Raw genomic sequence first — 24,301 nt, 5'->3', positions numbered from 1 at the left:
CAAATGAAGCTACATTATCGACACGAAATTAAACATATCATTACACTTGCAATACCGGTAATGATTGCCCAAATATCACAAACCGCCATTACGTTTGTTGATACCATTATGGCTGGCAACTATAGTAAAACGGCGCTATCTGGCGTCGCCATTGCTGTCTCTATTTGGCTGCCGACAATCTTATTTGGGCAAGGGTTGCTCACCGTTTTAACCCCTATCATTTCAAACTTAAATGGTGCTGCTAAGCGTAATTTGGTCGCTGACCACACCCGTCAAGGTGTGGTTATTGCACTGATTTTGTCGGTAATGATGATGCTGATTTTATATCATTCCGATAAAATCATCAGCTTAAGAAGCTCAGCTGAGCACCCTATTGATCCGCAAATGGTCGAGGTTGCTGTCTCATTTTTACGCGCCATAATGTGGGGCGTTCCTGCATTCTTGCTGTTTTTAGTCTATCGTAATCAGTGCGAAGGGCTATCCAATACTAAACCGGCAATGGTGATAATCTTTATTGCTTTGCTTGCTAATATTCCAATCAACTACATTTTAATTTACGGCAAGCTAGGTTTGCCGGCTTTTGGTGGTGTTGGATGCGGTATCACGGCGGCAATTATCTTTTGGTTGATGTTTATTTTAATGCGCCTTTATACTTTAACCACAGCAAGCCAAAAGGATATTCGTAACACGCCTGTCACTAAACTGGTCGACTTTGCGATCATCAAAAAAGTGATTGTGCTGGGCACGCCGTTGGCATTGGCGTATTTCTTTGAAATGAGCTTGTTTGCGGTTATCGCCCTGTTAATTGCCCCACTCGGACAAATAACGGTAGCTGCTCATCAAATTATCTTCACAATCAGCAGTTTAACTTTTGCTATCCCTTTATCACTTGGGGTTGCAACCAGTATTCGTGTTGGATATTTACTGGGTAAACAAAAGCCTTCATTAGCCAAACAAACCGCTTATATCAGTCTGGCAATTTCATTTGCGATAGCCGTTGTTGTGGCACTGATTTTGGTGATCTTCAGAACGCCAATTATCGAATTGTTTACCAAAGAGACGGCGGTTATTGCTATTTGTATGCACCTGATTATTTTATTAGCCATTTATCAAGCTTCTGATTATTTGCAAGTGGTAGCCAGTAATGTGCTTCGTGGTTATAAAGATACCCAAAGCATCTTTTTTATTACTCTGCTCTCTTATTGGGTTGTCGGCTTGCCAGTTGGATATATTTTAGCTTTGACCGATCTGGTTATGCAGCCATTGGGGGCTGCCGGTTTTTGGATTGGGATTATTTCCGGACTGGCAGTTGCTGCGGTACTCCTGATTGGCAGAATGATCTATCTACAAAAACAACCAACCGAATTGATTTTAAAACGGGCTTCAAAATAAGCCCATAATAGCCTTAAGCTGAATAAAAATGCATTTCTCAGTTTTAAGGCTATGTTCTCTATTTTCTTTTCAATACTATCATCGCTCTATACCTATTATCTTGCCATACACAACTTAATAAATTGGTGGATCATCGGTTGAAAACCAACAATAAACCTTTCAGCTAAACTGACTTTTACAACTAATAATTGCGTAAAGTTCGATTATTTATATAATGTATTTTTTTGAAATTCTGTAAATTATTTAATAAATTGTAATGTTATTTAAAAAAACTATTTTTCCCCACCTAGTTTGTATTGTCCTTTCAGCTTTATTGGTATATTTGTTAGGGTATCCTTTAAGAGTTGATCGCATTTTACTCACTTATTTTTCATTGATATTTTTTGCTCACTTTACGCCAGGCAAATTTATTTTTGGTTTTCTATTTATTTTAGCTGCGATCTACTTTCCAACCTCTTATTATTATGGTTCGCCGAATGTTGCGGTTATCAGTGCGCTTTTGGAAACAAATTTAGATGAATCGAGTGAATACTTCAGCCAATTACCCCCACTATTACTTGTTGCGCCAATATTTTTAATCTTAGTTTTTATCTTCACATTTACCAAACTTCAATTTCCGAAGATTAATAACAAATATTTTATTCTCTTTGCTCTGGCAGTCTGTCTTTATAAACCGGTTAAAATATTATGTAAAAGCAATGCTAATTTGCCCGCTACATTTGTGATTGATAATTTCAAATATCCTTTTTTTGAATTTTTTACAGATTTATATACCAGTATAAAAATCTATACCACTGAAAAGCAGGAGCAACTTGAGCAGATTAAGTACGCAAATACTATTCCGATTAACTCGGTCAGCCCAAAACATAAAACTTACGTGATAATGATTGGTGAAAGTGTGCGCAAAGATTATATGAGTGCTTATGGCTTTAAATATGACAATACGCCTTTTGCTAATCATAATGCCAGTATCATTTGGGATGGACTTATCGCACCAGCGCCTAATACACAATCATCAATCCCTCACTTTATTAGCCAATCAGTTTTTATCGATGATAAAAAAGTCACCACGCAAATAAATAACAATATAATTAGTATTGCAAATGCAGCGGGGTTTGAAACTTATTGGCTGTCTAATCAAGGGCGATTAGGTAAAATGGAAATTACCGTACCTCGAATTGCCGCCTACTCAAAACATAGTTTTTATACCAAAAAAGGCGAATACAATGGTAAAAATTCCCGTGGAAAACATGATACTTTGCTGTTACCCGAATTAGACACTATTTTATCGACCGAACAAACTCGACCAAGATTGATTGTTATGCACTTAATTGGCTCGCATCCCCACTTTTGCAAACGGTTAGAGTTTGATGTACAGTTTAATCTGAATAATAAAAATATTTCCTGCTACGTCAGTAGTATTAAAGAAACCGACGATTTAATAAAAGCAACGATTGAATCTTTACAGAAACATCATGAAGATTATGCGCTGGTCTATTTTTCCGATCATGGTCTTGCTCATACTGATAATTATCAAGACTTAAGACACAATGCGAGTTATCAAAATAGTTATCAAGTGCCTTTAATCTTTTTTGATTCCAATCGCACTCAACAACAAAGAATCAATAGAACGATATCCGGCTTTCAGTTTGTCTATCTATTAAGCCACTGGTTAGGAATAGAGTTAGATGTTAAGCACGACTATATGCAAAACGAATTAATGGATATTTCAGAACAGAACGATATTAAGATAAAAGACTGGCAAAGCAACAAACTTTATCAGTTTGATAATTTGAAAAAAGATCCTAACCCGTATTAATTGGTTAGTTTATTAATCTTGATATCAATAAAAAACGCTATGGCTAAATGATTAACCATAGCGTTTTAAATGTCAGAAACGTCTTACTTCAATAAACTGGAAGCTTTTTCAACAACGTTTTTAACAGTGAAACCAAATTTCTCAAAGAGTTGTTCTGCCGGGCCTGACTCACCAAAGGTTGTCATACCCACTACTTTACCATTCAGACCCACATATTTATACCAGTAGTCACTAATGCCTGCTTCAATAGCAACACGAGCAGTTACTGTTGAAGGTAAAACTGATTCTTTATAAGCGCTATCTTGTTTATCAAACGCATCAGTACATGGCATGGAAACAACTCGCACTTTTCGACCTGCTTGCGTTAATTGGTGATAAGCTTCAACCGCAAGTTCAACTTCAGAGCCGGTAGCGATAAGAATTAATTCTGGTGTACCTTCGCAATCATTTAAGATATAGCCACCACGATAAACATTAGCTAATTGCTCAGCGGTGCGATCTTGTTGTTTAAGATTTTGTCTTGAGAAGATTAATGCTGTTGGGCCATCTTTGCGTTCAACAGCATATTGCCAAGCAATAGCCGATTCAACCTGATCACATGGGCGCCATGTGCTGACATTTGGTGTAACACGTAAACTTGCCATTTGCTCAACAGGTTGATGTGTTGGTCCATCTTCACCCAAACCGATAGAATCATGGGTATAAACAAACAGTGAACGAATTTTCATTAATGCAGCCATACGAATCGCATTACGCGCGTATTCCATAAACATTAAGAAAGTCGCACCATAAGGGATAAATCCACCATGAAGGGCAATACCATTCATGATTGCTGACATACCAAATTCACGTACACCATAATGGATATAATTACCATCCGGATTGGCTAAAATTTCTTTCGATCCTGACCACATGGTTAAATTACTCGGTGCTAAGTCAGCCGATCCGCCTAAAAATTCCGGAAGAACAGGGGCAAAAGCTTCGATCGCATTTTGTGATGCTTTACGCGTTGCAATCGTCGCCGGATTTGCTTGTAATTTAGCGATAAAATCTTTAGCTGTTTGTTGCCAGTTAGTTGGTAAATCACCATTGGCTCGACGTTTAAACTCTTTGGCTAGTTCCGGATACGCTTTTGCATAAGCATCAAAACGGCTATTCCATTCGTCTTCAATTTGTTTACCTTTTGCTTTTGCATCCCATGCATCATAATAGGCTTTTGGAATTTCAAATGCGCCATACGACCAGCCCAGTGCTTTACGCGTTGCTTCAATTTCAGCTTCACCTAGTGGCGCACCATGACTATCATGACTACCGGCTTTATTTGGTGAGCCAAATCCGATAACGGTTTTACACATTAAAAGCGACGGCTTATCGGTGACCGCTTGCGCCTCTTCAATGGCAACACTGATCGCTTTAGCATCGTGACCGTCAATGCCACGAATAACATGCCAACCATAAGCCTCAAAACGTTTAGCGGTATCATCAGTAAACCAACCGTCGATTTCACCGTCAATTGAGATACCATTATCATCATAGAAGCTGATAAGTTTACCTAATTTAAGGGTACCGGCTAGTGAACACACTTCATGAGAAATGCCTTCCATCATACATCCGTCACCCATAAACACATAAGTGAAGTGGTCTACAATAGTGTGACCGGGTTTGTTAAATTGTGCCGCTAATGTTCGCTCAGCAATCGCCATACCCACTGCGTTAGCAATACCTTGGCCTAAAGGTCCGGTTGTCGTTTCAACACCCGGCACATGACCATATTCGGGGTGGCCTGCGGTTTTTGCATTTAATTGACGGAAGTTAATTAAATCGTCGAGAGTGACGTTATAACCGGTTAAGTGCAATAGACTATAAATCAACATAGACGCATGGCCATTTGATAAAACAAAGCGGTCACGATCAGCCCAGTTTGGGTTTGTTGGATTGTGTTTTAAGAATCCTCGCCATAGTACTTCAGCCATATCCGCCATTCCCATAGGTGCGCCTGGGTGGCCGGATTTCGCTTTTTGTACGCCATCCATGCTTAATGCCCTTATCGCATTCGCCAGTTCGCGGTGAGATAGTGTCGTTGCATTCATGTTCATGATCTCCAAAAAAATTTAATTAATATTCGTTATTGCCGCTACAGTAGTTGACTGTGCAGATTCGTTAATCAAATTAACGAAAGAAAAAGAAAATTAAAGGGGAGCAAGCTCCCCAATTGTTATAAAAGTTCACCAATCATTTGTTCTAATTTACCTTGGTCAACGGCAAAAGCACGGATACCTTCAGCCAGTTTTTCAACCGCCATTGCATCGCTATTGTGTTGCCATCTAAACTCTGCTTCGCTCATTAATTCAGGGCGAGCAACGATAGGTTGATTCGGGTTAAGTTTTTGAACCACCGGCGCATCAGATTGTTGCATTTCGGCCAGTAAATTAGGTGAAATTGTTAGTCTGTCACAGCCCGCTAGCGCTAAGATTTGATCCACTTTACGGAAACTTGCTCCCATAACAATCGTTTTATAGCCATGTTGTTTGTAATAATTATAGATATTACGAACTGAAACCACACCCGGATCTTCATCAGCAATATAAGGGTCGATAGGTTTTTTAGCTTGATACCAATCATAAATGCGACCAACAAAAGGAGAAATTAAAAAAGCATTCACTTCGGCACAAGCTCGTGCTTGGGCAAATGAGAATAACAACGTTAAGTTACAGTTAATGCCTTCTTTTTCTAAAACTTCCGCAGCTTTAATACCTTCCCACGTTGAAGCGATTTTGATTAAGATTCTGGATTTATCAATGCCTTTCTCTTGATAAAGTTCGATAAGACGACGGGCTTTATCAATACAGCCTTGCTTATCAAATGATAAACGCGCATCAACTTCGGTTGAAATGCGTCCGGGAACGATTTTTAAAATTTCCGCACCAATATTAACAGCGACTTGATCACAAGCATTAATTAATTGTTGTTGTTTGCTTCCACCGATCTTTTTGGCGGTTTCAATAGCTGAATCAATTAGATAACGGTATTGAGGAAGTTGAGCGGCTTTGAGAACTAAAGAAGGATTGGTAGTTGCATCTTCTGGGGAAAACTGTTTAATCGAATCGATATCACCGGTATCGGCCACAACGACGGTTAGTTTTTTAAATTCATCTAATTGACTCATACTTCTGTATCCTCTAGAACTTTAGGTGTTAAACACGATTATAATAGCATTTTTTCTATAATAAAACGACTGTTCAAGCCGTTAATTATGCCGCCATTTTACAACAAAAAACGATTAAAAACAGATTGAAAACAACGGCTAATATCAACGTTGAGTGATATTATTCTCCTAGTTTTGGCGGCATAATTATTGAATAAAACAGTTATTCAAGGTTATTTGCTATATAATTCATCATAATAATTAATACGTTCAACTTTAGGTGTTGAACCCCCGCCCTCAAACTCTGATTCTAGCCATGCTTGTACCAGTTTTTTGGCCAGTTCAACGCCAATGACTCTGGCACCCATGGTCATAATCTGGGCATTGTTACTCTTTCTTGCTCGTTCAGCAGAAAAGACATCATGGCACTGAGCGGCTCGAATTCCCGGTACTTTATTGGCGGCGATCGCAACCCCAATCCCTGTACCACAAATTAAAATCCCACGTTCATGCTTACCCTCTTTTATTGAACAAGCAACAGCATTAGCCACATCGGGATATAAAGGATTTGTTGGCTGTTTATCACTGCTATAATCAACCGTTTCAATCCCTTGTTTAGTCAAATATTCAACAATACTATTTCTGAACTCAAAAGCGGCATCATCCGCGCCGATTGCGATAGTTTTCATATTAATTCCCACTCCTTAAATCACGAAAAATGAACATAAGTTCATATTAATATCATTTGTTATTTTTCGATATAAATAAATTCAGTTATGTGACATAAGTCTCGAAAATAGAATTTTTTTTTAAGGAAACAAACCGCCATTTTATACATAAAAAATGATTTTATACTTAAACGTAGGTATTTTCTGAAACTTCTTGACAAGAATTATTCAAAGGTTACAACACAAAACATTTGATTAAAAGAGACAAGCGTAATGATTAGGGTAAAAACAATGTTTGGTTATTGAGCAATGATAAGCTAATAGATTGAACTGATATAAATCAAGCGCAATCGATTGTCGCAATATCCGTTAGCTTGCTGGCGGTAGAATCCAGCTATAAATCGGTTGGGATAGTAAATCACACCCGACACAAGTGCTACATTTGGTTGATTGACAGACTGTGTTAGTTTCGTTGGTCATAACACTGATGATACCTTTATTGACCCAAAAGCTGAGCATTTGGCTTACCGCGCTTTCCGGTAAGCGAAAATGACGGGCAATATCTTGCAAGCTCACCCGCCCTTTTAACTGAACATAATCACGAATTGAGGTTATTAACATACTTACTTAAAGCGCAATATCTTAATTATTGCGCTCCCTTTTATGACATTAATTTGAGAAAACTAGTTACAACAACCGGTATCTTTTGTTGTCGGGCATTTTGGTAATGCCAAATGATTAAATAGCGCTAACTGACCTAACTTACGCAAGCACGCCAATAAAATGCCGATAAATAAACCACAACCAATCAACCAGTAAATGGCAGAATTGGTTTGCCCTAACAAAGTACATTGATAAAACATGGTCGCAATCAACCACCCAATAATAAATGTCCAACTTGCAATAAACAGCATCCATTTGCTACCCGCTTCACGATAAACCGCCCCTAACGCAGCGGCACAAGGGGTATAAAGTAAAATAAAAATGAGATAAGCCATTGCTGAAGTTGCGCTGACAAATGACAATTTGATTTTTGAAACGGTTTGCAAATTGACATCTAAATTATTTTCAATACTCTCCAGATCTTGATCTACCGTTGTCAGTCCTAACGGATCGACAAGTGCATCAGACAAATGGCTCAAATTTTCCGGTATTGTTGCCACAGCCGATTTAATGCCACCAACAAAGTCATATTGGTCGACATCGCTATCCTCACTATCCATTGAATAGAGTGAATTGAGTGTTGCAATAACAGCTTCTTTAGCAAATACCCCGGTAAAAATACCCACAGTTGCCGGCCAGTTTTGCTTATCAATCCCCATAGGTTCAAATACCGGTGTGACCTTTTTACCGATTAGTGATAGCACCGAATTATCAGAATTTTGATGACCAAATGCGTTATCTGTCCCCCATGAATTGAGCACGCTAAGCACCGTAACCATAATCACAATCGCTTTACCAGCCCGCACCATAAACCCCTTAAGGCGTTGCCAGGTTAATTTCAGCATACTGCTTAAGGTGGGTATTCGATAGACCGGCATTTCCATAATAAAAGGGGTTAATTCGCCTTTTAATAAAGTAATTTTTAGAATAAATCCCGTAATAATCGCTACCACAATGCCCAGTAAATATAAAATAAATACCACGGTTGATGCATAATGCGGAAAAAAGATAACAGCAAACAGGGTATAAACCGGTAAACGAGCACCACAGGACATAAAAGGGATCATGCAAATTGACATAATGCGGTCACGAGTGCTTTCCAGCGTTCGTGTGCCCATAATGGCCGGTACACCACAGCCAAAGCCAACTAACATCGGTACAAAAGCTTTACCCGGTAACCCGATAGCTCGCATAGCCCGATCGACAATCAATGCGGCGCGAGCTAAATAACCACTGTCTTCTAAAAAAGAGAGGACAAAAAACATGGCAGCAATAACCGGCACAAAGGTCGAGACAGTGGTAATGCCGGTACCAATACCGTCAGCCAATAGCACATTTAACCACAACGGAGCATTAATTGAGTGGAGTAAATAAGAGACGCCACCAACAAAGATTGTTGTAAATACCCCTTCGAAAAAGTCGATAAACACGGAGCCAAAATTGATCGCAACAAAAAACATGGCGTACATCGCAAAGAGAAAAAACGGAATGCCACTTAGTCGCCCTAAAACCCATTTATCGAGTTTTTCAGTAAAGCTGATACTTAGCTCCCGCGGTTTATCAATCACGGATTTACATAACCAATCGATAGTTTCATAACGAGCACTGGCTAACGCCACATCGATTTGATTATCGCACCATGCTGATAGTGAATGTCGGCAGTTTTCAAGCTTTTCATTTTCATAATCATTTAACGCATAATGCGCACTATCTAATAACGCATCGATAAGTTGCCAGCGATTAAACTGGTGCACAATACTCTTATCGGGTAATTGACTAATAAAACGGTTGATAATGCTATGTTGCTCGTCACCTAACGTATCGATCGTTGGTTTTGCCACTTGTCGGGTGTTAACCATTTTTTTTATGAGTGAATGAAGTAAATCAATACCCGTTTTACGTTTCGATGAGATAGCCACAACCGGACAGCCCAGCAAATCTGATAATTTTCCAATATTAATTGACTCACCCATAGCCTTAAGCGCATCGGTCATATTAAGCACAACCAACATAGGAACTTGTAAATCTATTAGCTGCATGGTGAGATATAAACTACGCTGCAAATTTGTTACATCAATAATATTAACGATCACACTGTCTTGATTTGTTAATACAAATTCACGGGCGATTAACTCATCTTGCGAAACACGCTGTGGATCAGTTTCAATCGAATAAGTACCGGGAAGATCAATAATCTCATATTGTTGATTTTCAATCGTTAATATCCCACTTTTACGCTCAACAGTGACCCCAGGCCAATTACCTACTCGCTGTTTGGCGCCGGTGAGTAAATTAAATAGTGTGGTTTTACCGCTATTAGGATTGCCTATCAGTGCCACCTTCATGGTTTAATCTCCTGAACTTGAATTGATGATGCTTCAAGCCGACGTAGGCAAAGAAAAAATCCTCGTATTTTAATTTCGATAGGATCACCCAGCGGCGCTATACGTACTACGGTTACTTTACAACCGGGTGTGATCCCCATAGCGAGTAGTTTACGACGAAAAGGAGAACAATCCGGCAAAAGCCGATAGATAACCGCCTCTTGACCTATAGCGAGGTGATTGAGTGTTAGGACAGACATTAAATTTCCTAGGTTGATTCGATTTTGAAAGATCTATTTAATAATGCGAACGATTCGCAATATTAATACACATCTAATGAGAAAAAAATAAAGGCAATATTAAAAAAATGGAAATGATTGTCAGTATAATGGTGAAAAAACATCAATTTTTAATAATTTTTTTACTAAATGGATCGATAGGCTAATTTTACTTTTCTGCTAATACTTGTCGTTTAAAAATCACCCTGATTTTTACTTATTACTAGCTGTTTCCACCATACTAAGAATTAGCTTAGTTGAGCCAATAAATTGATTATCAATCAAAAGCGTAAACCGCTAAATAGGTTAATTATCTTCATTGCTGTGTTAAGCTGTTAACTGTTATAATCATTTTATTCTTCGCCTATTTGGAACTATTTTTATGTATAAAATCTACGGTATTAAAAATTGTAATACCATGAAAAAAGCCTTTACTTGGTTAGATGAACATCAGATTGATTATCAATTTCATAACTACAAAACAGACGGCCTTTCGGCAGAGCTTTTACAATCTTTTCTGAAATTAGTCGATTGGCAAAGTTTGCTTAATACCCGTGGCACAACATGGCGTAAACTTGATGAGTCCGTTCGAGCAAAAATAGATAACGAACAAGCAGCCATTAAAATTATGTTAGACAATCCTTCGATTTTAAAACGCCCTTTATTGATAAATGGGCAACGAGCGTTGTTAGGATTTTCCGACGAAAGTTATTCACAATTTGTCAGCCAACCAAAATAAGATTGAGATCACCATGAATGAATCTGTTATTGCCTTAACTAAAGCACTGATTGCCGAAAAATCGATAAGCCCTGATGATAAAAATTGTCAGAAAATCATTATCGAACGATTAAAACCGCTGGGATTTACGATTGAAGAAGTCAATATCGGCCAGACGAAAAATTTATGGGCTTATCATGGTGATCGTCAGGCTAAAACGTTGATGTTTGCCGGTCATACCGATGTTGTGCCAGCGGGCGACGAAAGTAAATGGCAATACCCACCTTTTGAACCGACCATAGATCAAAATGGCGTACTTTACGGGCGCGGCGCTTCGGATATGAAAAGCGGCGTTGCCGCCATGGTGTGTGCCGCTGAAGCGTTTGTTAAAAAGTACCCTAACCATAGTGGCTGTGTTGCTTTTTTACTGACTTCTGATGAAGAGGCCGATGCCACCGACGGAACCACTAAAGTTGTGGATTTATTAATGAAACGACACGAACGAGTGGATTATTGTATCGTTGGCGAGCCGTCAAGTGATAGTGTGCTGGGTGATCAAATCAAAAATGGTCGTCGAGGCTCATTAACAGCCAATTTAGTGGTACACGGTATTCAAGGCCACGTTGCCTATCCTCACCTTGCTGATAACCCGGTACACCGTTTTGCACCAGCTTTACATGAACTTGTTACCACAGTTTGGGATAACGGCAATCAATATTTTCCGCAAACTACCATGCAAGTAGCTAATATCAATGGTGGAACAGGTGCAGAAAATGTTGTTCCCGGTGAGTTGTCTGTACAATTTAATTTTCGTTATAGTAGTGAACTGACTGATGACATCATCAAATCTCGTGTTGAGCAAATTTTACAAAAACACCATTTGAACTATACCTTAACTTGGCGACTATCGGGTCACCCATTTTTAACACCACAAGGTGAATTAACTAACGCTGCGGCGAAAGCAATTAAACAATTTACTCAAATTGACACACAATTATCGACCAGTGGTGGCACATCGGACGGCCGTTTTATTGCCAAAATGGGATGTCAGGTTATCGAATTAGGCGTGCTTAATAAAACCATTCATAAAGTCAATGAAAATGCTAATTGTCAGGATATCATTACTTTAACTGCTATCTATCAAAACATACTTGAACAGTTATTATTGACCTAACAGCTATTTAATTTCAGCGTTTTTAAACTGATCATAAAGCGGTAGTTTATCACTCCGCTTGATATCAAGCACATGACCTTTGCAAAAGGAGATAACATGGAATGGCTAAAAGATTATTGGTGGATTATTTTAATCATCTTAATTGGTATCTTTATTAACACCATTAAAGCGTTAAACAAACTTAGCTATAAACACTATCTTGAAAAAAAGAAAGGGATAAAACCTATCCCTTATCAAGATGATGATGACGATGATTGGCCGTCAAACAATAAACCGCATAAAAATTAATACGTTTAGCGAAAATCTTCCTTATTGCTTGAAAACAGCGCCGGATGACGATAACGATCGACCCACATTGCTGTCGAACCACAAACAGCAATTGGCATAATAATTAAATTTAACAATGGCACCATGGTAAAAAGGCTGACTAAACTGCCAAAGATTAAATTATCTGCACGGTCTTGTCGAAGTAGTTGTCGCATTCGGTCAAAGGTGATCTTATGATTATCAAATGCATAATCAGCATATTGGATATTAACTTGCCATGCGGTAAATAAAAACCAGATCACCGGCGTTACCGATTGCCCAAAAACCGGAATAAAATAGCTAAGTAGAATTGGAATTGCCCACAGTAAATAATAACCTAATTTTTGCAGTTCACGACGAAAAATCCTAGGTAGATCTTTGATTAAACTTAACCACGAGGTATCGGGGGATGTAATACCGGTTAATTGCGCTTCAACTTGCTCAGCAAGCAAACCATTAAATGGCGCAGCAATCAGGTTGGCTACGGTACTGAAAAAGTAACAAAAGAGTATCACCAGCATTATAATCACAATAAAACCGATAATGTAGCCGAGCCAATGCAGCCAGCTAGGTACGAAAGATAATCCCCAATCCACAAAGCCGGTAATCGAGGTGAAAAACCAATAAAATAGCGCTGACATAATCACAATATTTGCAATCAGCGGTAAAAAAACATAGCGCTTAATACCGGGACTAAACGCCAAAGACCAACCTTGCATAAAATAATCAAACCCCGATTTTCTATGTAATTGAGGTTGATTAAAATGTCGATTGTCATTTTTATCTTCTAGTTTGTTTGAATTCACATTCAGTTCCTTTAATTTAAATTTAGTGCCGAAAATAGTTATATTAAAACGATCAGTGATAACACTGTGGTCATTTAATTCACGTTTAAATAGTTTAAGATAATGATTTAAGGCACTGTTTAACTTCTTGCTTAATCGCCTTCATTAAGTCATTTCGGCCGGTTAAGTGATACTGTTTTATCACTTGTTGCTCACTTTGAGGATTTTGCAGTAACGTTTTTAAAATGGTTAATTTTACTAAGGGTAATTGTTGCTCATGGTGCTGACATAATCGGCAAAGTGCAGCATAAGTTGCTTGAAAAGGACGATGATAGCAGCAAAATCCATAAAGTTCATCTATATCTTGTATTGATAAATGTTGGTTATCATCGATGTTTAACATTGTATCAAAAGGTAAATCGATAATATTTTTAAGCCAAAACGCATTGCGGGCAAGTTTTCGCTGTAATTTGTCAGTTAATGCCTGCCCTTGTTCGGTCAAAGGTCGCAATGCCATAACAGAGTAACTACCACTACTGGCTTGTTTATGGCTCGCAATATGGACTGGCGTAAAACCACAAGCTAGCCAAAACCGATAATTTTCTTCACTGTAGGCAAAGCTTACAGATAAAAAATCATGATGCTGATTGATTGCTTTTGCCATAATCGTTTCGATTAATTGCCTGGCAATATGTTGTCGACGATAATCACTGGCAACCACGATACGATTAATCCTTAAAGAGTGTAACTGACCGGCTTGTTTTTCACCGGCATGAGCAACTAAGGATTGCGCCACTAAATTACCTTTAGGTCGACGGCTACCTTGCCATACTTGTTCGATCAGCTCATCGGGCAAATTACCCTCATCAATGGTGACAGCGGCGGCAATGGTTTTATCAGCCATAGTAGCTTGAAATACGCTTAAGTTTTGCGCATCAAACAGGCGCCTTAAATCGATTAATGTGGTTTGATAATGCGCCATTTTTAACAAATAAAAGATCGACCTTAATAGGCTAATATTCGATCTATTTACCTTTGAGTAACTCACTGATTGTGAATAGCTAGGTGAAGAATCTGCTTGGCTCAAGCCACCGTTTAGTAATAGACGATCGGTAAATTGCTCAACCACATCCCCAGCTTGCCAGCGAATTGGCGTGTTAAGCGCAAAAATTTGATAGGATTTATCGTGTAAAAGTTTTAGTAAAAAACCCTGACCGGTACCTTCATAGCCTTCAACGGTGGTGGTTAATAATACCCGACGATTTTGCGCTAATGCTAAATTTAGTAATTTGTCGAGCATCGGTAATGGGATCATGGCAGCTTCGTCAATAATCAAGTAATCGGCTACCAGTTCGGTAGCGTTTTCAATTAAGTCATCGGGCGCATCAAACCGGATATCGGGCTTAGCAAATTCAAAAAAAGTGGCCAGCGCACCCTTGTTTGGAGCAGTTACTTGACAAGGTTGATGATGGCTAAATAGACCGGCTAAAGCGGATTTGCCACGCCCTCTTTTAGCAAGCAAAACATTAATGCGTTTATCACTCTCTAAAAGCTGTGTGAGTACTTTTTGCTGCTCAGACACGTCAATTGCGAGCGTATCTATTGGTGGAAAATCTTGACTGAGAAAGCCGGCAAACTCAGCTAACGTTTGTTGCAAATGCGCAACAAAGTTAGGCACACCAATAGGTAAGCAACTTTCATTCCACCGTAAACTGTCCTGATCTTGCCAATCATTAAAATTCTGCGGTAACAGTAATATTAATACACTGCCTTTCACCAGTGTACCAACCAACATAGCAAAAGCATCAAGATTAAATGCTTCGGTGGCATCAAAAATGGCATGCAAATATTGTTGACCGAGCAAAGCTTTGGTTTTAGTTGGCTCAACAATATTCGGGAGATAATCGGGCAAGCCGGACTGCGCAGTAACTGTTATCCAATCGCCTTGATGCTTATCGATTGTGTTACTTAATTGGTTAATTAGTTGCTTTGCCTCACCATGTAACACCCATAGCTTTCTGGTGCTATTAGGATTCATAGCTTAACTTTTTCCAATCAGCAAGGATAATATGCCGGCGGCAATCAAAGGACCAACAGGAATACCTTTAAAGAAGGCAACGCCAATTAGCGTACCAATAATTAAGCCATTGATTATAGTTGGCTGAGCACCAATTAACGAAATGCCACGGGTGCCAAGCCATGAAACCAATATACCCACTAAAATCGCCAGCAAAGATTGCCATGTGGTAAATGATTTAACAATGTCACTAATCTTTAATGATCCGTCGGCTAAAGGTACCATCATTGCCGCGGTTAAAATAACAATGCCAATGGTTAAACCATATTTATTCAGAAATGGGAAATAGCTGATAAGGGGTGTAAGTTTGAAAAGTAACAACAGTAAAACGGCAAACGTCACTGTGTTATTATGGGTTAAATAACACAGCGCTGCTAATCCCAATAGTAGAAAAAAAGAGATATCAAACTGAGCAAACATTACAATGGAACACCAATACGCTTAGCGACTTCTTCGTAAGCTTCAATGACGCCACCCAATCCTTGACGAAAACGGTCTTTATCCATTTTTTTCAAAGTCTCTTTTTCCCATAAACGACATCCGTCAGGTGAAAACTCATCGCCTAAGGTAATTTCGCCGTCAAATAAGCCAAACTCTAATTTGTAATCAACTAAAATTAATCCGGCTTTATCGAATAATTCAGTTAATATGGTATTGATTTTAAAGCTTAGCGCTTGCATTTCATCAAGCTGTTCATCACTGGCTAAGCCGAATGTTTTGCAGTGCGAGCGGTTAACCATTGGATCATGTAACGCATCGTTCTTCAAAAATAATTCAAATGTTGGCGGATTGAGTACTCTGCCCTCTTCAATACCTAAGCGCTTAACTAACGACCCTGCCGCACGATTGCGTACCACGCACTCAACGGGCAACATTTCAAGTTTTTTTACGATAACTTCATTATCTGATAGTAAAGCTTCAACTTGGGTTGGAATACCCGCTTCACGCAATTTCGTCATAATAAAGTAGTTAAATTTATTGTTTACCATACCTTTACGTTCTAATTGTTCAATTCGTAGTCCATCGAATGCAGATGTATCATTTCTAAACTCAAGAATTAAGAGTTCAGGATTGTCAGTGGTATAGACCGTTTTTGCTTTACCACGATAAAGCTCAACCAACTTTTTCATCTTTATAACCTTATATCAAATTGCCAATAAATAATTAAGGAGCTAATCGCTCCTTAAATTCAAAACTATAGTGTTGCTATGATTAGCACTCATTAGACAGATAACTTGAAATAGCAACATTGCCTGCTCCTTTAAGCTTTAACGAAAAACCCGTCCGATAAGACTCAACCGGGTTATTTATCAGAAATTAGTTTTTAAGATCTTCTTTCAATTCTTGGCTTAGTGATGATCTTTCTGTTTGCTCTGCACCTGAATTTTCATCATTATCTGTTTTGCGTGGTACCACACGTAAAGATTCAGGGGCAACTTCATCCATAATATCATTGAATAAGCCCACTACATAACGTTGAACTTCAATTGGTTGGGATAAGATATCTTCATTTCCACGTGTTAACGAAGTTAAACGTAACGTAATTGTTTCTGTTTGACCGAGCACTTCTCTGTTAAAAACAAAGGAAGCTTCAATGGATTGATCTTCATCAGCCCGAACAATAAACGCTTTGTCAGTCGTAATTGATTTATTATCACTGTGTTTAATTGGGATGTTTTTATTTGTTAAAACATTACCAATTCGCCCCCAAACATTATCACTCAATGGCGTATTAAAAGTGACTGCGCCATTACTGTAGTCAGCAAATGCATCGGCAATAGTAGGAATCGGTAAAACTGGCGGTCTAATATCTAGTTTTTTGCCCAATGCACCTTGCACCTCGTTATTATCAACGTAATAATCATTCGTTTCAGCAGGAACACTGACACCTTGCGGAATGATTAACGGTTTTAGTGCCGGTGATTGAAGATAATCTTCATTACCGTCGACTTCACGTTTGTAATTTTGATCACTACCACAGCCAACAAGAAATACAGAAACTATTGTTGTTAAAATAGCGATTTTTTTTATGGCATTACTTTTAGATAAAGTTTTATTAAACATAGATATCTGCTTATTAATTAAAGGTTATACATAAATTACAGTAAATTGGCTTCTTTTAACGCTTTTTCAACCACAGGAATTGAAGCTTCGCTCAGCGATACCAATGGTAAACGGATTGTTGCATTTTCCATTAAACCTAATTTTGCACAAGCCCATTTTACTGGCGTTGGGTTTGGTTCAATAAATAAATTACTATGCAAAGCTAATAGTGTATCATTCAACATTCGTGCTTCTTTAATTTTGTTTTGCGCAGCAAGTTCACAAACAGTTGCGACCTGTTTTGCTGCCACATTAGCGGTAACAGAAATGACACCATCGCCACCTAAAATCATAAAATCTAAAAAGGTTGAATCATCACCGCTGAGCAGTTTGAAATCATCGCCGACTAATTTTCTGGTTTTATAAACTCGAGATAAGTCACCTGTTGCATCTTTTAGTGCCACGATATTTTTAATTTTGGCTAATCGCCCTACCGTTTCAGGTTTGATATCGCTGCTGGTTCTGCCCGGTACATTATAAAGAATTTGGGGTAGCGCTGTGCTTTCGGCTATCGCTTTGAAATGTTGATACATGCCTTCTTGAGTAGGCTTATTGTAGTATGGCGCAACGGTCAAACATCCCACTACGCCAATATTTTCAACCCGGCGGGTTAATTCAATGGCTTCTTTAGTTGCATTAGCGCCAGTGCCGGCAATGATGTCAATGCGACCATCAGCGTACTCAATAGTGCGTTTGATGACATCAATATGTTCATGATGATCAAGCGTTGCTGATTCGCCAGTGGTACCAACTGAAACAATAGCACAAGTGCCGCTTGCAATATGATATTCTACCAATTTTTTTAAGCTTACATGGTCGACATTTCCTTTAGTATCCATTGGGGTGACAAGTGCGACCAGACTTCCTGTAAACATAAAGCGACCTCTCATATTATGTGTTTATAAAACAACTTAAAAGAATAAAAAAACTGCGAATAAGTATGCGATATTTCTTATTTAAATTCAACTTTTGTTATGCAGGATTATCAATATCGATAAAAATATTTTCTAAGTTATAGTTTCGCGCTAACCATTCACCTAGCGTTTTAATACCATATCGCTCAGTAGCATGATGTCCACAGGCATAAAAATTGATACCGTATTCACGTGCAATGTGAATAGTTCGTTCAGAGACTTCGCCAGTAAAAAAAGCATCAAATCCTTGCAAGGCAGCGGTTTCAATAAAATCTTGTCCGCCGCCGCTACACCAAGCTACACGTTGAATCACCTCAGGGGCATTATCACCACAAAACAGAACGGAGGATTGATTGTTGTGTAAGATTTTTTCAAGTAAATTTTTGAATTCTAATGCAGTCATCGCTTCAGATAAGCTACCTTTAAACAGCAGATCGGTTATATCTTCACGCTTATCCATTTCGATATTTAATCGCTGGGCTAATTGTGCATTATTTCCTAGGATTGGGTGACCGTCTAATGGTAAATGATAACCAAACAAGTTAATGTCATTCGAGAGTAGCGTTTTGAGTCGTTGATATTTTATGCCGGTAATGGTTTGCGGTTCACTTTTCCAAAAATAGCCATGATGAACTAATACCGCATCGGCTTGCAATTCAACCGCCTTATCTAACAAGCGTTGACAAGCTGTAACCCCAGTCACAATTTTTTTAATTTCACTTCGGCCTTGCACTTGTAATCCATTGGGGGCATAGTCACGATAGCGTAATACTTGCAGTTCAGTATCAATAATGTGTTGAAGTTCGAAATTATGCACAATACTCCTCGCTATTTTTATACTAAAACATAGGGTAAATCTGAAACTTTTTGACAAACAGCTAACCGTTAAAATTAGCTTTAAAATGTTGAGTCCTTTTAATTGACGCCAATTATAGACGCTTTCTGAAAATATCTCACGTGATATTATGTTGAAGTGATAATTAACCTAATTCTCATTTATCCACTACGATTGGCAGCCCATTATCATTTTGCTGATTCAAGATAAATCTTGATGTAAAATAATGCCTCGTTAACCCATTGACTTTAACCAATCACAACAAAAAGATTCTACCTGTTACTTTAAACAAATTAGGATAAAAGCACTTTTTACATTGATCAATTGCTGATTGACTTGTTTTCCAGTTAAATCTTGTGAAAAATTGACGCAGGGCGCAACAAACTAAAAAACTTGGTGTAATTTACTGATTAAAATTTAGTTAAAACACACTGCGAAACAGTTTATTCAAACCGATTATTATGCTAAATTTGCACTTTTTTGGAGTTGAAGGACATATAGTATGCCACTATTAGTTGTAATAAGTATCGTTATTGCATTATTTTTTGCCATTCATGCTGTTAAAAACGGTCAAGATCGTATATGGCTCTATATTCTATTTCTTTTCCCGATACTAGGCAGTGTCGTCTATTTTTTTGCAATCTATCTTTCCGATATTCGCGCTACCCACGTTGGTTACCAATTTGAATCCAAATTGCGCAAAGCACTTGATCCACAGCGTTCACTACGTGAAGCACAAAAAAATTATGATTTATCACCCACTGTCGATGCAAAATTAAGCTTAGCTAAAGCACTAGTTGATAGCAATCGTGCTAGCGAGGCATTACCTTTTTATGAAGAAGCATTAACCGGTATTTATCAAACTGCGCCGGACATCTTGTTGCAATACGCTAATGCACTTTACGAAGATAAACAATTTAATAAAGCAAAACAACAGCTTGATTATCTGAGAGAAAAGAATCCAAATTACAATTCTGAGGAAGGTCATTTACTTTACACTAAAATTTTGGTTGCGTTAGATGATAAACAGCAGGCAAATCAAGAATTTGATGCGCTTATTAGTTACTACCCAAGTTTAGAAGCGATTTCCTATTATTTACAAACATTAATCAATTGGAACGAAATTGATCAGGCTAGAGCAGTATTACAAACCATTGAACAACGTTTAAAACATATGCCTAAACACTCGAAACGAATTAATTCACAATGGATTAAAGAGATAGAACAATCAAAGCAAAAACTATCACGTTTAAACTAAAGTATATAATTGAAGTGATCACTGATTTATAGCGAAAATGCTAAGGTCACTCAGGTAAAACTAGGCGAATAACGTAAAAACTGGCATAATAACTCTCATTTCAGATAGATAAGACGAATATTGTGCCTAACACTAAACTCTGTGAACGTTTTCGTGGATTCTATCCGGTGGTTATTGATATAGAAACCTCCGGATTTGATCCAAAACTCAATGCTATTTTAGAGATCGCAGCCATTACGCTGAAAATGACGGATGACGGCTGGCTGGAGCCTGATCAAACATTGCAATTTAATGTTAATCCTTTTGCCGATGCGATTTTAGAGCCTACTGCATTAGCTTTTAATGGCATTGATCCTGACAACCCTTTACGTGGCGCAGTTGATGAGAAAGTTGCACTTGAAGCTATCTTTAAAATGGTGCGCAGCGGAATCAAAGCCAATGACTGTACCCGAGCGGTGATTGTGGCACATAATGCACATTTTGATCACAGTTTTTTGATGACTGCAGCTGAAAGAGCTGGCATTAAACGCAACCCTTTTCACCCGTTTGCCACCTTTGATACCGCATCACTTTGTGGTTTAGTATTTGGGCAAACAGTTCTGGCTAAAGCATGTGAAACGGCAAATATTCCGTTCGATCATAAACAAGCCCATTCAGCGCTTTATGATACAGAAAAAACAGCTATCTTATTTTGTGAAATGGTCAATCGGTTTAAACGACTAGGCGGCTGGCCACTGATGCCAAATGAACAGCTTCATAGTTAACACTAATAATAGTTAACACCAATAATAGTTAACACCAATAATAAAGGGAGTGAATACTCCCTTTTTAATGAATAATCAAATGATTATGCAGATTTATGTTTTTCCGCGGTTTGTTTAATTAGCGATTGTAATTCACCGGTTTGATACATCTCTAACATAATATCACAACCACCGACTAACTCACCTTCTACCCATAATTGAGGGAAAGTTGGCCAATTGGCAAATGCCGGCAATTGCGCACGAATATCCGGATTTTGCAAAATATCAACATAAGCAAATGGCACGCCACATTGCGATAAAACTTGCACAGCTTGCGCCGAAAAACCACAACTAGGCAATTTTGGCGATCCTTTCATATAAAGAATAATTGGATTGTCGGCAATTTGTTTTTTAATTTTATCCAGCGTTGTCATTTCAGTTGTCATAAAAATGGATTCCTTTTAATGATATTTCAAAAATTTGCTCTATTTTAACGTAGATTTTAAATCAGTCCTATTCTCATCAATTCCATTTGCTAGATGTATAACCTAAACTCTGGTCGATTGTTGAAAAACAAATCACAAAATATAAACATTTAAAACGAGATAACTTACTAAAAATCAATCAATAATAATTTTTTCAAAGATAATTTAGCAACGATATAGCCAACTAAAAGGCTTTGCCTATTTTTGTGATAAATAGTTTTAAACAACAAATAACCAGTAGTAATATTCAGCCATTTCAACTGTTTTTTCAAAATAATTTATAGGGTTAAATTGAGTGATGTTAATAATTAATCAGTTAATTTTGCTCAGTGGCCTTACTCTTTTACTCCTTTGAACAATATAGTATGCTACTCATAATCATTGCAACTGACATATACAATCGTGCAAACAATTCTCTTAACTTTACGTAAAGTTTTTTACAGCAGTAATCTCATTTTCAGTATTCGTATGTTAATTAGCTTAACAGGCTCAACGTTAGTGCCATGGTATTTAGGCTATGTGTCATTAGTCATACCTTTAACGCTGGGTGTTGTTGCTGCTGGATTATCAGAAATTGATACCCGACTATTAAGCCGCTGTATCAATATTGTTTTAACCCTAGTTTGCTTTGCCATTGCCACTTTTTCAGTCGAACTGTTATTCGATTTTCCGTTGTTATTTATTATTGGATTAGTTTGCTCTACCTTTATCTTTATTATGCTTGGCTCTTTAGGGCAAAGATATGGTGTTATTGCCTTTGGCTCGTTGCTCATCGCCGCTTATACCATGCTGGGGCATAATTTATTTAATGATAATTATACCTTACCCTGTTTTCTACTCTTAGGAGCACTTTGGTACAATGTCGTTGCACTAATTGAATCGATTATTCAACCAATCCGAACCACTCAGCAAACATTGACCGATTGTTTTATCAAGTTAGCACAATATTTGGATGCCAAAGCCGCAATGTTTGACCCTGATGAAACAGACAGATTTTCTAAACAGACGCTGGAATTAACAGAAAGTAATAATCAATTAATTGCGGTTTTTAATCAAGCCAAACGCTCACTATTTAATCGGTTAAAAAGCTATCGTGGTCAATCCTATATAAGAAAGATGCTTAGTTACTATTTCGTTGCGCAAGATATTCATGAAAGAGCTAGCTCTTCTCATGGTGATTATCAAGCATTGAGTAAGCAATTTAAGCATAGTGATATTTTATTTCGTTTTGCTCGAATCTTGAATTTACAAGCTAAAGCGTGCGCAAAATTAGCCTTATCGATTAAATTAAATCAAACTTATCAACACGACCCATTATTTGCCCGCTATTTTGCATATCTTGAGGAGGCAATTAATCAATATCAAGCTAATAATCATAGCCATAGCTTACTAATTAAATCATTGCAAAATCTACTACAAAATTTACAGTCTATTGATCTACTGTTAGCCAATATCGATACCGAACAACACCTTTCCAAAGAGCAGGAAAACAATCAACTCGTAGATGAAGAGTTAACCAGCTTTTATGATTTTTTTGCCAAAATTAAACATAACTTAACCATTAAATCGGCGCTGTTTCGGCATGCTATACGAATGAGTGTGGTACTTTTTGTTGGCTATATGGTGATCGCTTTTTCGCATCTGTCGCACGGTTATTGGATTATTTTAACCAGCCTTTTTGTCTGCCAACCTAACTATTCAACCACTAAATATCGATTGAAATTGCGGGTACTTGGAACAATTTTAGGGATTATAGTTGGTATTCCGTTAACTTATTTATTTCCAACTGTTGAAGCGCAACTGATATTAATAATTCTAACCGGTTGGTTATTTTTTCTCTTTAAAAATTCGCAATATGCTTATGCAACTGCTTTTATAACTCTATTGGTATTTTTTAGCTTTAGCTTAATTGGTGAAAGTAGTATCGAGGTTGCAGTTTCAAGAATTATCGCAACCCTAATTGGTTGTTTTATAGCTTGGTTTGCGGTCAGTTTTATTTGGCCAGACTGGAAATTTCGCAATTTATCGAAATTAGTTGATCGTGTTTGCCATGATGACAGTCATTATTTAGCCTTAATCGGCCACCAATATCTAACAGGTAAAAGTAATGATCCACAATATCGTGTGGCTCGCCGTGCTGCGCATGATAGCAATGCCGATCTGTCGTCATTGATTAGTTTGATGACCAAAGAGCCACATATGAATCCAGCGGTAATCGATAGCGGATTTCGGTTGTTGACACTCAACCATACACTGATCAGCTATCTTTCCACTTTAGGTGCACATCGCGATAAACAGGTTTCCGAACAAACCTTGGAATTGTTTGATGATCTGACGGTTTATATCATCAATATGCTCACTGTAAAGCAATTAGACACCGAATACCAACCGATTAAGCAATCGGTGGCTAATTATATTGAGTCTATTTCAAACAATGATGATCAAATCAATAATGATCTGCTGGTTATACAACAATTAGCATTAATTTTGGATATTTTGCCAGAAATTGTTTCCCTGATAGGGGAATTGGATATTAAATCAGTTTAATCAAAACTGATTTAATATCGTTAGTTACATTTGTTATTTTAATTTTTTTAGCAAACTTAGTGTGCCT

General features: G+C 37.9%; 22 protein-coding genes. 8 read left to right on the top strand and 14 right to left on the bottom strand.

The window, feature by feature from the left end:
* The first annotated feature begins 3 nt into the window (after positions 1 to 3).
* Positions 4 to 1,392, top strand: coding sequence for an MATE family efflux transporter (locus tag GYM74_RS04915; protein WP_220219375.1), 1,389 nt, complete (start codon positions 4 to 6; stop codon positions 1,390 to 1,392).
* Positions 1,393 to 1,714: 322 nt separating this feature from the next.
* On the top strand, positions 1,715 to 3,211 hold the full coding sequence (locus GYM74_RS04910) for a phosphoethanolamine transferase (RefSeq protein ID WP_220219374.1): 1,497 nt from the start codon (positions 1,715 to 1,717) through the stop codon (positions 3,209 to 3,211).
* An 83-nt stretch (positions 3,212 to 3,294) separates the two neighbouring features.
* On the opposite strand, the gene tkt is transcribed toward GYM74_RS04910, so the two are convergent.
* The 6 genes from tkt to GYM74_RS04880 all read right to left on the bottom strand — a co-directional run bounded on the left by tkt (position 3,295) and on the right by GYM74_RS04880 (position 10,271).
* Complete coding sequence (tkt, locus tag GYM74_RS04905) at positions 3,295 to 5,301, bottom strand: transketolase (RefSeq protein ID WP_220219627.1); 2,007 nt, start codon at positions 5,299 to 5,301, stop codon at positions 3,295 to 3,297.
* Positions 5,302 to 5,426: 125 nt separating this feature from the next.
* Positions 5,427 to 6,377, bottom strand: coding sequence for a transaldolase (gene tal / locus GYM74_RS04900; protein ID WP_220219373.1), 951 nt, complete (start codon positions 6,375 to 6,377; stop codon positions 5,427 to 5,429).
* Positions 6,378 to 6,589: 212 nt separating this feature from the next.
* Positions 6,590 to 7,045, bottom strand: a complete 456-nt coding sequence (rpiB, locus tag GYM74_RS04895) for a ribose 5-phosphate isomerase B (protein WP_220219372.1) — start codon at positions 7,043 to 7,045, stop codon at positions 6,590 to 6,592.
* A gap of 348 nt (positions 7,046 to 7,393) precedes the next feature.
* A complete protein-coding gene (locus tag GYM74_RS04890) occupies positions 7,394 to 7,645 on the bottom strand; it encodes a FeoC-like transcriptional regulator (RefSeq protein WP_220219371.1) in 252 nt (83 codons plus the stop codon).
* A 62-nt stretch (positions 7,646 to 7,707) separates the two neighbouring features.
* Complete coding sequence (gene feoB, locus GYM74_RS04885; RefSeq protein ID WP_220219370.1) at positions 7,708 to 10,032, bottom strand: Fe(2+) transporter permease subunit FeoB; 2,325 nt, start codon at positions 10,030 to 10,032, stop codon at positions 7,708 to 7,710.
* Positions 10,029 to 10,271, bottom strand: a complete 243-nt coding sequence (locus GYM74_RS04880) for a FeoA family protein (protein WP_220219369.1) — start codon at positions 10,269 to 10,271, stop codon at positions 10,029 to 10,031. The genes feoB and GYM74_RS04880 overlap by 4 nt, the downstream gene beginning before the upstream one ends.
* Before the next feature lie 400 nt (positions 10,272 to 10,671).
* Here GYM74_RS04880 and GYM74_RS04875 point away from each other — a divergent pair, with 400 nt between their 5' ends.
* From GYM74_RS04875 to GYM74_RS04865, 3 genes are all read left to right on the top strand, one after another.
* Entirely contained in the window at positions 10,672 to 11,028 is a 357-nt protein-coding gene (locus GYM74_RS04875) for an ArsC family reductase (RefSeq protein WP_220219368.1), read from the top strand.
* 13 nt (positions 11,029 to 11,041) lie between these two features.
* Positions 11,042 to 12,181, top strand: coding sequence for a succinyl-diaminopimelate desuccinylase (gene dapE / locus GYM74_RS04870; protein ID WP_220219367.1), 1,140 nt, complete (start codon positions 11,042 to 11,044; stop codon positions 12,179 to 12,181).
* A 96-nt stretch (positions 12,182 to 12,277) separates the two neighbouring features.
* Positions 12,278 to 12,469, top strand: a complete 192-nt coding sequence (locus GYM74_RS04865) for a YpfN family protein (RefSeq protein WP_220219366.1) — start codon at positions 12,278 to 12,280, stop codon at positions 12,467 to 12,469.
* A gap of 5 nt (positions 12,470 to 12,474) precedes the next feature.
* On the opposite strand, the gene cysZ is transcribed toward GYM74_RS04865, so the two are convergent.
* The 7 genes from cysZ to GYM74_RS04830 all read right to left on the bottom strand — a co-directional run bounded on the left by cysZ (position 12,475) and on the right by GYM74_RS04830 (position 19,183).
* The gene (gene cysZ, locus GYM74_RS04860) at positions 12,475 to 13,293 is read right to left on the bottom strand and encodes a sulfate transporter CysZ (protein WP_220219365.1); all 819 of its coding nucleotides are present in this window, start codon (positions 13,291 to 13,293) and stop codon (positions 12,475 to 12,477) included.
* 94 nt (positions 13,294 to 13,387) lie between these two features.
* Positions 13,388 to 15,310, bottom strand: a complete 1,923-nt coding sequence (locus GYM74_RS04855; RefSeq protein ID WP_220219364.1) for a tRNA(Met) cytidine acetyltransferase TmcA — start codon at positions 15,308 to 15,310, stop codon at positions 13,388 to 13,390.
* A gap of 3 nt (positions 15,311 to 15,313) precedes the next feature.
* Positions 15,314 to 15,769, bottom strand: coding sequence for a DUF441 domain-containing protein (locus tag GYM74_RS04850; RefSeq protein WP_220219363.1), 456 nt, complete (start codon positions 15,767 to 15,769; stop codon positions 15,314 to 15,316).
* Positions 15,769 to 16,479, bottom strand: a complete 711-nt coding sequence (gene purC / locus GYM74_RS04845; RefSeq protein WP_220219362.1) for a phosphoribosylaminoimidazolesuccinocarboxamide synthase — start codon at positions 16,477 to 16,479, stop codon at positions 15,769 to 15,771. Before purC ends, GYM74_RS04850 begins: the two co-directional genes overlap by 1 nt.
* A 187-nt stretch (positions 16,480 to 16,666) precedes the next feature.
* Positions 16,667 to 17,413, bottom strand: coding sequence for an outer membrane protein assembly factor BamC (gene bamC, locus GYM74_RS04840; RefSeq protein WP_220219361.1), 747 nt, complete (start codon positions 17,411 to 17,413; stop codon positions 16,667 to 16,669).
* 35 nt (positions 17,414 to 17,448) lie between these two features.
* Entirely contained in the window at positions 17,449 to 18,327 is an 879-nt protein-coding gene (gene dapA / locus GYM74_RS04835; protein ID WP_220219360.1) for a 4-hydroxy-tetrahydrodipicolinate synthase, read from the bottom strand.
* 97 nt (positions 18,328 to 18,424) lie between these two features.
* On the bottom strand, positions 18,425 to 19,183 hold the full coding sequence (locus tag GYM74_RS04830) for a Nif3-like dinuclear metal center hexameric protein (RefSeq protein ID WP_220219359.1): 759 nt from the start codon (positions 19,181 to 19,183) through the stop codon (positions 18,425 to 18,427).
* A 520-nt stretch (positions 19,184 to 19,703) separates the two neighbouring features.
* On the opposite strand from GYM74_RS04830, the gene GYM74_RS04825 reads away from it, so the two are divergent.
* Together GYM74_RS04825 and rnt are read left to right on the top strand one after the other, a co-directional pair.
* On the top strand, positions 19,704 to 20,459 hold the full coding sequence (locus tag GYM74_RS04825; RefSeq protein WP_220219358.1) for a tetratricopeptide repeat protein: 756 nt from the start codon (positions 19,704 to 19,706) through the stop codon (positions 20,457 to 20,459).
* Between the two features lie 122 nt (positions 20,460 to 20,581).
* On the top strand, positions 20,582 to 21,223 hold the full coding sequence (rnt, locus tag GYM74_RS04820; protein WP_220219357.1) for a ribonuclease T: 642 nt from the start codon (positions 20,582 to 20,584) through the stop codon (positions 21,221 to 21,223).
* 83 nt (positions 21,224 to 21,306) lie between these two features.
* On the opposite strand, the gene GYM74_RS04815 is transcribed toward rnt, so the two are convergent.
* The gene (locus tag GYM74_RS04815) at positions 21,307 to 21,636 is read right to left on the bottom strand and encodes a Grx4 family monothiol glutaredoxin (RefSeq protein ID WP_220219626.1); all 330 of its coding nucleotides are present in this window, start codon (positions 21,634 to 21,636) and stop codon (positions 21,307 to 21,309) included.
* A gap of 453 nt (positions 21,637 to 22,089) precedes the next feature.
* Here GYM74_RS04815 and yccS point away from each other — a divergent pair, with 453 nt between their 5' ends.
* Positions 22,090 to 24,234 carry a YccS family putative transporter gene (yccS, locus tag GYM74_RS04810; protein WP_220219356.1) on the top strand — a complete coding sequence of 715 codons (2,145 nt, stop codon included), beginning with the start codon at positions 22,090 to 22,092 and terminating at the stop codon, positions 24,232 to 24,234.
* Positions 24,235 to 24,301: the final 67 nt, after the last annotated feature.

The sequence above is a fragment of the Gilliamella sp. ESL0405 genome, assembly GCF_019469205.1.
Taxonomy (GTDB): domain Bacteria; phylum Pseudomonadota; class Gammaproteobacteria; order Enterobacterales; family Orbaceae; genus Gilliamella.
Note: the sequence above shows the minus strand (reverse complement) of the source record. Positions and strands in the feature narration are given on the sequence as shown.